The organism is Sellimonas catena (genome assembly GCF_027924685.1).
Classification (GTDB): domain Bacteria; phylum Bacillota; class Clostridia; order Lachnospirales; family Lachnospiraceae; genus Sellimonas; species Sellimonas catena.
Window position 1 is genome coordinate 1 of record NZ_BSBO01000052.1, and the last position, 12861, is coordinate 12861.

Here is a 12861-nt window from a genome sequence, read left to right on the forward strand (position 1 = left end):
TCCTGTCTGTAAAGAGAAAAGAGCATGCAGTAAATCACGGCATACTCTCATCATTCTTCTGATCCATCTATTCTTACTATCTGCTTTTTTCTTTCAATCTCAAGCATTTATAAAATGTTGCTCTACAATTGTGTTTTCCTCGTTTCTTTCTTCCGTCTCTTGTTCGTTTCCATGTTTTGTTAAATCTTCTGCTCTGCTGATGTAGGAAGTATGAAGCATCTTCTCAGCCAGCCTGCTTAGCGGTGTACCGTAAAATTCTTCATAAAGTTTTTTGATTTCCGGATTCTCGTGACTGAACCGCAGCGTCATCTGCTCATCCCGGCTGTAGAGCCCCGCTATCCTTGCTTTTCTCGTCTGATCGGCATCCACCTCCAGATTGCGCGGCTGTCCGCCTCCGCCGATACAGCCTCCCGGGCAGGCCATCACCTCGATAAAGTGATAATCTTTCTTTCCCGTCTTCAGGCGTTCGATCATCTTCCTTGCATTTTGCGTACCATATACAACAGCAACATTCAGCTTTGTTCCGGCAATATCAAGACTCGCTTCCCTGATGCCCTCATATCCTCTCACCGGCTCTAACCGGTAGAACTCCTTCGGCGCATTTTCCCCGGTAAGACTATAATATGCAGTCCTAAGCGCGGCCTCCATCACCCCTCCGGTATTTCCGAAAATCACACCGGCGCCGGATGCTTCTCCCATCAGAGAATCGTATTTGCTTTCCTCCAGTTTTGCAAAATCGATCCCCTCTTCCTTTGCCCATCGTGCCAGCTCACGGGTCGTCACAACATGATCCATGTCCCGCATGGCCGGCTCTCCAAGCTGTTTTCCGGCCGCATTCATTTCCGGTCTGCGGATTTCAAACTTCTTGGCTGTACACGGCGTCAAGGCTACATTCACAATCTCTTTTGGATCAATTCCCATCTTCTGAGCAAAGTACGTTTTGATTGTCGGTCCCTGCATCCCGATCGGGCTTTTTGCCGTAGAAAGATTCGGCAGCAGTTCCGGATAATAGGTTTCCGCAAACTTGACCCAGGCCGGGCAGCAACTTGTAAACTGTGGCAACGGCGCCGTCTTTTTTGTGATCCTTTCCAGCAGTTCGGCCGCTTCTTCCATGATGGTAAGATCCGCCGCAAAATTCGTATCCAGCACATAGTCTGCTCCAAGCGCCCGCAAAAGAGCAACCATTTTTCCCTGGACAAAATCGCCCGGCTTCATACCGAACTCTTCTCCCAGTGCGACTCTGACCGACGGTGAGGTACTGACAATAACCACTTTGTCCGGATCTGCAATAGCCGCCCTCACCGCCTGATATTCATATACCTCCGTGATACTTGCGGTCGGGCAGACATTGGCGCACTGGCCACAGTGGATACAGATCGCCGTATCCCCGGTTTCTTCCAGTGTGTACGTACCGTGTACCCCAATTATATTCGTACACACGTCCCTGCACATCCCGCATCTGATACATGCCTCTTCGTCCCTGCAGATGCCTGGATTGTCGCTCTCAATCGGAACCCGCACGGACAAAGGTAAATGTTTTGACATGACTCTTCTCCTTCTTCCTTTGTATTTTCTTCTGCAGCATCCTGCAAAAGAATGCTTTTGAAAACCCGGAATAAAAGGTAACAAAAAACGGATAAAACATCTGCTTTATCCGTTGCACAATACATATCGGGGGAAATCCGGTACATTTGATAATACTGCAACTGGCTGTCATTCTCATATTACTATGGATTAGACCCTATAGTTTTGCGTCGCCATCTTTCGAAGGTTTTGCCCATAATTATTCTTTTGTTTTCTGTTACTATCAAATCACACTCTATCCCTTTTGTCAAGTGATATTAATCGTGATGGTCAGAAGCACTACTCACCAGGACGGCTTCTTTCCCGCTCTCTGAGCACTTCTCTCTGAATTGTCTGTTCTGCTCTTCTGCCCTCGTAATCTGATCCTTCCCTTTCAACTGTTCCTTGTTTTCCTTCTCTTTTCTTTGTTGTTTTCTCCTCTCTTCTTCACAGTTTTCATGATAACTCCGCTCCGCATCCCAGTGTTTCCGGATCTCTTCGGCCAGCCGGATAATCCATTCCGGGTCTTCACCCCCATGGGCTTCTGATGGTGCGCCGCCGGAAATCTCTTCTTGTTCCATAAGCCCGTATGCCAGAAGCATTGCCTTCCACACACTCATCAACTCATAATAAAACGGCATTTTCAAAATCACTTTTTCCATATTCCGCATCATTTCCATCAGATCATTGGTCATTCCATAAATGCTGCATCCACGGTTGATGCATGCAATTTGTGATGCTATACTCCCCGCATGATCGGTCCATTTGATTATATCGTCTGCCTTTTCCAGAATTTCCTGTTTCCTTTTCTGCGCCAGTACATATTTTTCATCCATGCTGATCCGGGTATCCGGCAGAAAATACATCTTCTGATTTTTCTCGTCCTTATCCTGGAGTTTATACCGATAGCTCTCCCTGCCGTTATGATCATAGCGGAACATCGCCTTTCCAAGCAGAGTGATCTTCAATCCCGAAAAACTCTGAAAGCTGCTCTTTCCTTTGTTCAGGTATTTCTTTTTTCCCGTTCTCCCACGCGCTTAATGCCTGTCTTGTAACGCCAATACACTCTGCCAGATCATTTAGTGACAGATTGCACCGAACCCTGATATATTTTAATCCATTCATTCTGAATCCCTCCAAAGATTTCTTAAATGAATCAGTGCACCGTTCATGTAGCTAAATCATATCTTTGGTTGACAGGCATTGTCAATCCGCAACCATCAATCTTTTTCTCAATGTTCCGGTGTGCTTTTCATCGGCACAACCGTGTACAGATCTTTTCCCATCTTTTTCTCAAAATATTCCTTCAGCGCCATATTTCTGTCCCATTTATCCTGCGGATAATAACCGTAACGGCTTTTCACATCATTCATCCGCTCTTCCAGAGATACAATCCCGTCGGCCACAGCAATGGAATCGCAGAGCTGAATCAGATAGTCGTATTCATCGTATTCCATTGCATCCAGCAGGCTTTTCAGCTCTTCCTGCTTTTCTTCTGATATGTCGAACTTTCCAATATAATCTTCCATCTTTTTCCGGTTGAACGAATGGGAAAGCGCCGTCCTTGCGGCTTTCTCATAGCCACGCTCCATCAAAAACGTATATCCGTCATAGACATGCGCCAGATAACTGACCCCGAACCGCCGTCCAATGTCATGAAGCAGACCACAAATATAGGCCGTTTCTTCATCCAGCCCTTCGCACTTGGCCGCAATTTTTCCTGCGGCCTCTGCCACATATTCGCTGTGCCGGATCCACGGTCCCGGGTTCATCCTGCCGCCCTCTTCCAGCAGGGATCGCGCCTCATCCGTGGATGGAATTCCTTCTTTCTCCCTCGTTCGTCTTCCTGTCTGTATAAAATGGATCAGTTCCTCCACATCGTCAAACTCATCGTAATCACCGTTGATGCCTTCTCGGTGATAGATAATCCCATTTTGTTCATTCCGCTCCAGACAGTCCAGCAGCGCATTCTCGCCATAACGTCTGGCAAACAGCGTGAACGCATAGGGCTTGATCTTCGTCAAAATTCCTTTCCGGCAGTCAATTTTGCATTCATAGCAATGGCCGATTCCCTTTTCCATTGTGCATTTTCGATTCTCACACCAGTCCTTGTCCGGACAGGTATCCGCATTACATCCGGCACAATTCTGATTTTCTGAGCAAATACAGCAGGCAAGCCCGCATCTTGCAATTCCAAGTTCTCTTCGCATAATAAGTCTCCGTTTCAGTTTCTGCTTTTCTACAATTTCTCAATCCATTATACACCAAAAGGCCATTTACCGGATCAATGATCTCCGTCTGTAAATGGTCTTTTTTATTTAGTTTAAATTACTGCCTGTCCGGTGCATTATTAATTAACTGTGTTTTTTCTTCCACGCTGCAAGTGCTGCTGCCAGTGCTCCCATTCCTACCGCTGTATAAACCGCTGGTTCTGCCGGATCTCCGGTTTTAACAGTTTCTCTTTGATCTGTTTTGTTTTCTGTTTTCTTCTGATCTGCTTCTGTTTTTTGAGTATTTTCTTCGTTCTGCTCCGAAGAAGTTTTCAAAAACTGATCATAACTTTCCTGTGCGTCAGCAAGATCAACAACAGCTTCCGCATAAGCCAGTTTTGCCAGATCATATGTATTTTTTGCCTCTGCAAGTGCAGCTTTCTTATCTTCATGTACAGCCTCAGCTTCCTCAACCTGTTTTTCGGCCAGTTTAATCTCATCTACATAGGCATTCAGATAGGAGAAGTTTGCACCCTCGATTGGTGTTTTCATCGCTTCTGTCAAAGACAGTTTATCTGCTTCCGCTTTCTTTGCTTCTGCCTGTTCCAGAGCCGCTTTCGCATCAGCAACAGCCTGTACTGCTTTCGCCTCTTCTTCTACAACCTTTTCATAGTTTTCTTTCGCTTTCGCCTCTTCAGCAAGAGCTGTGTTGTATGCCGCTTTCGCCTCACGGAGCGGTGTAATTGCATCTACTGCATCCTGATATATTTTCTGAGCTTCCTCAACTTTTCCTTCGCTCTCTTTGCGTGCTTCTTCTGCCACAGCAACAGCTGCTTCTGCTTCAGGTTTGTTTTCTCTTAATGATGTCAGCTGTGATTCAGCATCTTTCTGCGCTTCGGTATTCGTCTGAATATCTGTCTCAGCGTCTGTCTTATCCTGCTGTGCTGTTTGCAGATCTACTTTACAATCTTCTACTGCCTGTCGTTTTTCAGCAAGATCTGCGGCCACAACAGCTTCTATTTCGTCTCTCGCCTTTTCTGCCTGTGTAAGATCCGCCTCTTTCGCTGCTGTCACACTCTGCGCAGACTTCAGATCTGTCTCTTTTGATTCAGCTTCTGTCTTTGCCGTACTCAGTTTTTCATTAGCTGTCCTAAGGACCGCTGATACTGTCTGATAATTCCGTTGCGCTGTCTGTAAGTGCGCTGCTGCTGTCTCAGCATTTGTCTCACCAATTTCTTTGCCTGCAAGTGCTCTGTATGCCTGACGTTTCTGCTTAAGATTTGTCTCCTGCTCTTCTTTCTTCTGCGCTGCCTGCTCCTGAGAGGCTTTTGCAGTCTGGTATGCCTGCTGCTTGTCAGAAAGTGTCCGCTGTGCTGCGTTTACTTCTGCCTTTGCGCTCTGCACCGCCTGTGATACTGATGTTACTTTTGCTGATGCTGATGTCACAGCTGCAACTTTCTGAGCTGTTGTCTGTTCTGCAGCCTTAACTTCATTTTGAGCTGATGTTACTTTCCGGGCTGCCTGAGTATTTGCCTGTTGTTTCTGCCGAAGGACTGTAGCTGCCTCGGCCGCCTTTTTCTGTGCAGCCTCATATGTAGTCTGCGCAGATGCAAGTGCATTCTTCGCCTCTTCCAGCTTCTTTGCTGCCTCCTCGGCAATCTGCGGAGCATTCATCAGACCGTCATAGTATTTCATGAAACGGGTGGTATAGTCTTCGAGGGTCATGGCGTTGTCGTTATATTGCTCACTATAATTTTCCCAATTAAATACTTGTCCGTAGGCAGCCCCATATCTGACACTATATTGATTCACAGCAAATCCCGTATAAACAAAGCCTTCCTGAATGATATTGAAATAGTGCCCGCTATTATCCGGGTTCCCCGTAGTCTCATAATCCTCTTTTTCCTCTGTATACCATCCATAAAATGGGTCGTATGAACCCGAACCCCATGCCAGATTTTCTCCACCGACCTGGAACTGCCCTGTATGACCAATATAATTCCCTGAAGCATTCGTATTCGATTGTGCAATTGCCATTAATGAATCAGATACCTTTAAGTCTGCACATTGATGATTTTCCCGAAGTTCATTACACTCTTTAATCCATTCCAAAGCCGCTTTCATATTTTCCAGAGAAGTGGCATCCTTTTCATTCCCTTGCTCTGTATACTCTTTTAAAGGAGCATTATTCAAAATATCCAGTGCTTCCTCTGCACCCATTTCCTCAAAGAATCCAAACGATCCTTTCGCAATCTGGGCTTCTGCATTGTCACTTGCTTTTTTTGCCTCATCATAAGCTTTCTGGGCTGCGTCAACTGCGGCCTGTTTTTCTTCCACCTGTTTTCTTGCTGCTTCCGCCTGGGAATCTGCGCTGTTTTTGGCTGTTTGTGCAGACGCAACTGAACTTTCCGCAGCTGTCTTAGCTTCTTGCGCTTCCTGAAGTGCTTCTTTGCTGGCCGCTTCCGCCTGTTCTGCCGCTGCTTTTTCCTGTTTTGCCTTCTCAAGAGCTGCTTCTGCGTTTGCTTTCTCCTGTGTTTTCTGATTCAGTACAGCATCTTTCTGATCTTTTACAGTCTGTGCCGCATTCAGTTCACTCTGTGCTGAATTTAATACAGACTGTGCCTGCTGCTCTGTCTGTACTGCTGCCGCAAGGCTTTCCTGTGCTGCTGCTACAGCGCCTTCTGCCTGTGCGATCTCAATCTCTTTCTGTGCCTGATCCACATCTGTCTGCGCACTCTCTGCGGCACTTTGTGCCTGTGCCAGAACCGCATTTGCCGTATCCAAAGCTGCCTGCTTTTCTGCCTGCACAGCCTGTGCTTCACTTAACGCATCCTTCGCCTGTTCCACCTTTTCCAATGCAGCCTTGTATTCTGGAGAACCTTCTGCGGCTTCTGCTTCTGCCTGCTCATAAACTGCTGTTGCCTGTTCCAGAGCTGCCTGGGCTTCTACAATATCCTGCTCTGCCTGGGCTTTTGCTTCCTGAGCCTTTACAATGTTAGCTTTCGCTGTCTCAATCGCAGCTTCTGAACTGCTGATCTGTCCATTAATCTGCTCCAGGTTTTCCTGTGCTTCCTGTACGGCTCCCTCTTTTTCCGTTAAATCTGCCTGTGATGCTTCCAGAGCCTCCTGCTTTTGCTGGACCTCTTCTTCCGTTACAGTAACTTTTTCCTGTACCTCTTCCAGATACTCCTGCGCTTCTTTACTAAGCTCCTGACTATCTGTATACGCCTGGCTCTTTTCCTGCGTATTGACTGCGGCCTGCATCTGTTCTACCTGCTTCTGGTCAAAAGTATCCTGAACTTCGGCCTCTGCCTTCTCCGCTTCTGCTACTGCTTCCTGAAATGCCTGCTCTGCTTCCTTTTTCGCTTCCTCTGCCTTGGCAACCGCTTCTGCCGCTGCCTGTGCCGCTTCACTTTCTTCTTTCTTCGCTGCTTCGTAGGCTTCCGATGCCTGCTTTTCTTCAGAAGCAGTTTTTTCTTCCTGTTCTTTAGCCATATTCAGATTTTCTTTTGCTTCATCCAGACTGACCGGAGCTGCCTTTTTCTTTTCTGCAGTCCCTTTTACCTGCTTATCCTCCTGTCCGTCAATCTGTCCTGCATCTGCTGCTGTAGCTACATCCTGTGCCATCACAGATGAAGAAAGAAGTACTGCGGCCGTCACCGCTGTTGTCAATTTCACAGATTTTTTTCCCATTTCTCATTCCTCCGTAATATTTACATTATTTACAGCAATAAAACTGTATTCTCAACCTCTTCTGGTAATGAATAATTCCTCCTTCCCTGCTATATTCATTTCTCCCCTTAAAATCCCACATATGTATTTTACACCTGCCGCTTTCGTTTTTCCAGCGTTGCATCTCACCTTTTCATTATTTTACATGCCCTTAACTTACTGAAAAAAGACACCCTTTCGGATGCCTACATCTGTCTCTTCTTCGGTTCCACCGCCTCATCCCGGACATTATGTCCCTGATTCTGATTTTCCGGCTTCACCTTCTGCGTGATACTGTTGAACTGATTCAGATTTTTCTGTCTTTCCTGTTGTTCTTTCTGCTTTTTACTCATACAACCACCTCGGAGATAGTATGTGCAGGTTTGGGAAATCGATGCTTTTCATTCAAATCCATTCTTTAATTTCTATCATAACTTTCTCCTGTTTATTACTGTTTCCGTCCCAAAACCACAATGTTTTCTACATGCTCCGTATGTGGAAATAAATCCACCGGCTGAATCATCCGGACTCCCCATCCTTTTTTCTTCAGGATCTCCAGATCCCGCTTCTGGGTTTCCGGATTGCAGGAAATGTAGACGAGCTTTTCCGGGCTCATACGGCTGACAGCATCCAGAAATTCCGGTGTGCTGCCCGCCCGCGGCGGATCCATAAATACGACATCTACCTTTTCACCTCTTGCCGCCATCTTCTGAATAGCCTTGGTTGCATCTTCGTTCAGAAAACGGGCATTCTGAATTCCGTTGTCTTTTGCATTCTGAATAGCGCATCTGACGGCACTTCCGTTTTTCTCGACTCCCAGGACATGCTTTGCGTGAGGAGCCGCCGCAAGTCCGATGGTCCCGACTCCGCAGTAGGCGTCCAGAACAGTCCGGGTACCGTCAAGCCCGGCCGCCTCGATAGCTGTCCGGTACAGGATTTCCGTCTGAACCGGATTGATCTGGTAAAAGCTGGATGCAGCAATCCGGAAACGGATTCCGCACAATTCATCGACAATATACCCTTTTCCATACAGAATCTTCTCGGAAAATCCAAGAACTGCACTGGTGGATCTTGCATTGATATTCTGGACAATGGTCGTGACGTTCGGGCAGAGTTCCCGTACCTTTTTGACAAAGGCCTTTGCACCCGGAAGAATCGGGGAAGCTGTAATAAGTACCACCAGCACTTCATCTGTCAGAAGGCTGTGGCGGACGAGTACATGGCGGATCAGTCCGGTCTTTCTGTCCTCATCGTACGGCTTGTATTTACAGAGTCTTGCCGCTTTCCGTACTGCGCGCACGGCCTCATCCAGTGCCGGATGATGCAGAAGGCATGTTTTGACCGGAATCACATAGTGGCTTCCGCGGGCATAAATTCCGCTGATCAACTGTCGCCCCGGCCCCTCCGCGAAGGTAGAAATCGCTTTATTCCGATAATGCCATGGATTCTCCATCCCGATCACCGGGCGCACCTTGCCCAAATTCCCCATCAGCTTTTTCATCGCTTTCTGTTTTTTCCGCAGCTGCTCCTCATAGGGCAGCGAAAGAAGCGGGCAGCCTCCGCACCCTTTCTGCTGCAGACTGCATGTGTATTCCTGTCTTTCCATGTCTTACCTCTCATCATTTTATCTATTTCTGTTTCCCATTCTATCATAAAACCGCCTGTAAAACAGCAAAAAGCTGAGGCTGGTTGATCTATCTGCAGAAATTTTCTGCAAAACAATCCGCCGCCTCAGCTTTTTCTTTTTTAATCATTTACCGTTGATATTCGCGCTTGCCATTTATATAGAGGGTCTCCACTTTGACCTGGTCAATCTCCTCCGTCGGAACTGCAAACAGATTCCGGTCTAACACCGCAAAGTGCGCCCTATATCCTTCTTTTAACTGCCCGATTTTCTGGAATCCTGCTGCCTTTGCGGATTCTCTTGTATACAGTTTCACTGCCGTCTCGATATCCACCCTCTGGTCCTGCCCGCAGTCGGTACCGTCATAGGCCCGCCGTGTCACCGCTGCTTTCAGGCACGGGAACGGGTCGGACGGTACTGCCCAGGATGTGGCCGGAGCATCCGTGGAAAAACAGAGCTGCACTCCCTGATCCAGCATAGTCCGGACCGGATAACACGTTTTCATCCACGCTTCTCCCAGATTGGTGAGATAGCTTTCGATCTCCGCGTACATAAAAATCGGCTGTGTCACAAAGAACATTCCTTTTTCCGCCGCCTTTCGGATACTGTCTGCCGCCGGGTCTGTGATGTGCTCCACCCGTACATACGGAGTGTCGTCTTCCATCCAGTTCTCTTCCCGGTATGCCCGGTCTACAACACGGCTGATGGCGCTTCCTCCCATCGCGTGCATGGAAAGCTGGCAATGATACTTCTTACAGAAAGCAACGGCCGATTCCATCAATGAATCCGAACAGGTAGAAATTCCATATTCATCCGTTGTCCCAAGATACGGCTTATCCATCCAGGCCGTTCTTCCTGAGACGCTTCCATCTCCAATCAGCTTAAGTCCCGCCGCAAAAATCTGGCTGCTTTTATCCCGATGTGTTTCCGGAATGATAAAATCCGGATCGTCCGCAAAATAATCCCACATATAGTAAATTGCCGTCTCCTGGCAGTATCCTCGCCTGGCTGCTTCCTGATACAGCGGAAAATTGTCGCCATTATCCAGATTTCCCATATCACAGACCGCCACAATTCCCTGAGATTTCAGGAGATTTCCAAGATCCACCAGATTCTGCACCTTATCATCGTGGCTCTCTTTCGGTATGAACGGAAGCACCAGATTTCTTGCATTTTCTTTTAAAACACCGGTCGGCTCGCCGGATGCATCCCGCTCGATCTCGCCGCCCTCCGGATCCGGCGTATCCCTTGTAATGCCGGCAATCTCCAGAGCTTTGCTGTTCACGCAGCGGATATGTCCGCATGTTCTTGTGATGGAAACCGGAGAGTCGCTGCATCCCTGATCCAGATCATAACGGTTCAACGAACGTTTCTCCTCAAACTTGCCTTCATCGTATCCCCATCCTTCAATCCATTCACCCGGCTGCTGCGTCTCCCGCACCTGACGGATCTTCTCCTTTAATTCCTCAATCGAATGGACTTCCGGCGGAAGGGCGGAAATCTTCTTGCTGAAGTCTGCCAGCATCACCGGATGCATATGCGCGTCCACAAAACCAGGAACGACACAAGCCCCTTTCAGATCCACATGCTCATAATTCCCGTCCGGAATATTCTCCTTCTTTCCGATCCATTGGATCATTCCGTTCGAAACAATCATGGCATCTGCATAAAGGTTTGTGTCGTCCGATGTAAAAATAATTCCGTTTTCAAATAAACAGTCTTTCAAATCTGCCGCCTCCTTACTCTGATTTATTCAGTATAATCCTTCCCTGCTCCCCTTGCAAGAAGGAAGGAGACGGTTTCCCCTTTTATTCATAATCAGATTTTCATTTGCCGGTTATCATCAGGCTTTATGCCGCGGAGTTTCCTCTTCTCCTCCCGCCTTTACAGGCCGCCTCATATTCCCGAAGCTTCTGCTCCGCCTCCGGACTTAAGGACGTCGGAACCTGGATCTGTACCGTCACATACTGATCACCGTGTACGGACGGCTGGTTCATGGAAGCAACACCTTTTCCTTTCAGCCGGATCCTGGAACCGGACTGGATTCCCTTCCGGATTTTGCAGAGCACACGCCCTGTCAGGGTCTCCACCATAACTTCTCCGCCGAAAACCGCTGTGGTAAACGGCACCTGAACCGTTGTATAAATATCGGATCCCTTCCGTTCAAATCCCGGACGTGTTCCTACATGAACCTTCATAAACAGATCTCCCGGCTGGCCGCCGCCCGTTCCCGGCGCTCCCTTGCCGCGAAGCCGGATGCTCTTGCCGTCCTCCATTCCTTCCGGAATGTGTACCTGCAGCGTCTGAATGGAACCGTCCTCTTTCTGAAGCCGGATCATCTTATCGCATCCAAATGCGGCTTCATCAAAGCTGACCGAAATTTCTGTATGGATATCCTGTCCTCTGCTCTGATAGGAACGGCCTCCAAATCCCTGGCTGTGGAAGCCACTGAATCCGCTATTACTTCTGCTGCCGCTTCCGCCGAACATACCTCCAAAGATATCTCCGAAAAGATCATCCATATTTCCGCCTTCGAAATGGAACTCCCGGTATCCGCTGTTCTGACCGCCGAAACCTCCAAAACCACTGAAGCCCTGCCCGGCTCCCTGCGCGTTCTGATCAAATGCTGCATGGCCGAACTGGTCGTACATCTTCTTCTTCTCCGGATCTCCCAGTACATCATAAGCCTCATTTACCTCTTTAAACATCTGCTCTGCCCGGGCATCTCCCTGGTTCGTATCCGGATGATATTTCTTTGCAAGTTTCCTGTATGCTTTTTTAATTGTTGATGCATCTGCATTTCTGCTGACACCAAGTACATCATAGTAATCTCTCTTTGCTGCCATAATCTCACCCTCTCCGCTTTGAAAACAATCCTTTTATCTATCTTCTTTGAAAATACCCCGGATTCATCCGGGGCATCTTGTCGTCTGTTCTATTTATAATATAACAACTATGTTTTTCAAAGTCAAGAGGCAGGATGCGATTTTCGCATCAAATTTCCTGCTTCATCTTTCTCTGCTCATATTGCTCCTTCGTCAGTAAATATTTCACCGCTTCTTTTTCCTGCCCGAAAACGAGTTCCTTTCTCCTGATATCTGTTGGAAGAAAGCCCACTTTCCGAAACAATTTTACGGCTTCGAAACGATCCTCCGGGAACCAGTCAGACAGTATCTCCGCCTCGTTTTCTTCAAAAGCTACTTTTTGCAGACTTAACAGTGCTGGATATGCATAACCTTTACCCCTGTATTGGGAAGCAATTACAATTCCAATTTCGTATTCCCTGCTATTTTCATCATTCTGAAAATATACTTCGCCCACCGGTATTTTCATCTCTGCATCATAAATATATGCAATATATCTATTGTGAGACTTCGTCCATTTTTTATACCACTCCTGCATCTGCTCATCTGTTTTGCAGATTGTTCCAGACACTTTATCATAGCCCTCCATTTCCATATCATATCCTGCATTATATGACATCGTTTCCGGATCCATCATCCATTTTTGTCTATAATAAAGCTCCTCCACTTCCGGCGTTTTTAAATAAATAGATTTCACCCTATCCCTCCTCACACTTCATTTTAGCATGATAGGCGTTTGCGAAACGCCACAAACCGTATAAGTACGGTGTTTTTTGTTGCTAAAATACAAATAACTCCTCACCGGATATGGTATAATAGAGTCGTCCAAAATCCATAAACCACCATCCAAGAAAGGAGTTATTCTGATACTATGATACCATATAAACAG

Annotated in this window: 10 protein-coding genes, 1 pseudogene and 1 riboswitch; all 11 genes and pseudogenes read right to left on the reverse strand. The window is 47.2% G+C overall.

Annotation, left to right across the window (positions count from 1 at the left end):
* Positions 1-99: 99 nt before the first annotated feature.
* Entirely contained in the window at positions 100-1545 is a 1446-nt protein-coding gene (locus tag Selli1_RS17065; protein ID WP_330677629.1) for a [FeFe] hydrogenase, group A, read from the reverse strand.
* A gap of 153 nt (positions 1546-1698) precedes the next feature.
* Positions 1699-1788, reverse strand: a riboswitch (cyclic di-GMP riboswitch).
* Positions 1789-1841: 53 nt separating this feature from the next.
* On the reverse strand, positions 1842-2531 hold the full coding sequence (locus Selli1_RS17070) for a hypothetical protein (protein ID WP_281874220.1): 690 nt from the start codon (positions 2529-2531) through the stop codon (positions 1842-1844).
* Positions 2491-2688: a helix-turn-helix domain-containing protein gene (locus Selli1_RS17075; RefSeq protein WP_281874222.1), complete on the reverse strand. Its 198-nt coding sequence runs from the start codon at positions 2686-2688 to the stop codon at positions 2491-2493. The genes Selli1_RS17070 and Selli1_RS17075 overlap by 41 nt, the downstream gene beginning before the upstream one ends.
* A 107-nt stretch (positions 2689-2795) precedes the next feature.
* On the reverse strand, positions 2796-3335 hold the full coding sequence (locus Selli1_RS18605; protein ID WP_281874234.1) for an HD domain-containing protein: 540 nt from the start codon (positions 3333-3335) through the stop codon (positions 2796-2798).
* A 66-nt stretch (positions 3336-3401) separates the two neighbouring features.
* A pseudogene (locus Selli1_RS18610) lies at positions 3402-3773 on the reverse strand (DUF3795 domain-containing protein); the annotation flags it as partial.
* Between the two features lie 144 nt (positions 3774-3917).
* Positions 3918-7466 (reverse strand): CAP domain-containing protein, encoded by a 3549-nt coding sequence (locus Selli1_RS17090; RefSeq protein ID WP_281874224.1) that lies wholly within the window; start codon positions 7464-7466, stop codon positions 3918-3920.
* Positions 7467-7690: 224 nt separating this feature from the next.
* Positions 7691-7837 (reverse strand): hypothetical protein, encoded by a 147-nt coding sequence (locus Selli1_RS17095; RefSeq protein WP_171027983.1) that lies wholly within the window; start codon positions 7835-7837, stop codon positions 7691-7693.
* 95 nt (positions 7838-7932) lie between these two features.
* Positions 7933-9090: a 23S rRNA (uracil(1939)-C(5))-methyltransferase RlmD gene (gene rlmD, locus Selli1_RS17100; RefSeq protein ID WP_281874226.1), complete on the reverse strand. Its 1158-nt coding sequence runs from the start codon at positions 9088-9090 to the stop codon at positions 7933-7935.
* 148 nt (positions 9091-9238) lie between these two features.
* Complete coding sequence (locus tag Selli1_RS17105; RefSeq protein ID WP_281874229.1) at positions 9239-10834, reverse strand: amidohydrolase; 1596 nt, start codon at positions 10832-10834, stop codon at positions 9239-9241.
* A 124-nt stretch (positions 10835-10958) separates the two neighbouring features.
* The gene (locus Selli1_RS17110; protein WP_281874231.1) at positions 10959-11954 is read right to left on the reverse strand and encodes a DnaJ C-terminal domain-containing protein; all 996 of its coding nucleotides are present in this window, start codon (positions 11952-11954) and stop codon (positions 10959-10961) included.
* 148 nt (positions 11955-12102) lie between these two features.
* The gene (locus tag Selli1_RS17115) at positions 12103-12669 is read right to left on the reverse strand and encodes a GNAT family N-acetyltransferase (protein WP_087166773.1); all 567 of its coding nucleotides are present in this window, start codon (positions 12667-12669) and stop codon (positions 12103-12105) included.
* Positions 12670-12861: the final 192 nt, after the last annotated feature.

Bases quoted from the DNA above. Each gene is read 5' to 3' on its own strand.
- Selli1_RS17095 (WP_171027983.1), bottom strand. From the start codon at position 7,837: ATGAGTAAAAAGCAGAAAGAACAACAGGAAAGACAGAAAAATCTGAAT.
- Selli1_RS17110 (WP_281874231.1), bottom strand. From the start codon at position 11,954: ATGGCAGCAAAGAGAGATTACTATGATGTACTTGGTGTCAGCAGAAAT.
- Selli1_RS18605 (WP_281874234.1), bottom strand. From the start codon at position 3,335: ATGAACCCGGGACCGTGGATCCGGCACAGCGAATATGTGGCAGAGGCC.
- Selli1_RS17090 (WP_281874224.1), bottom strand. From the start codon at position 7,466: ATGGGAAAAAAATCTGTGAAATTGACAACAGCGGTGACGGCCGCAGTA.
- rlmD (WP_281874226.1), bottom strand. From the start codon at position 9,090: ATGGAAAGACAGGAATACACATGCAGTCTGCAGCAGAAAGGGTGCGGA.
- Selli1_RS17065 (WP_330677629.1), bottom strand. From the start codon at position 1,545: ATGTCAAAACATTTACCTTTGTCCGTGCGGGTTCCGATTGAGAGCGAC.
- Selli1_RS17075 (WP_281874222.1), bottom strand. From the start codon at position 2,688: ATGAATGGATTAAAATATATCAGGGTTCGGTGCAATCTGTCACTAAAT.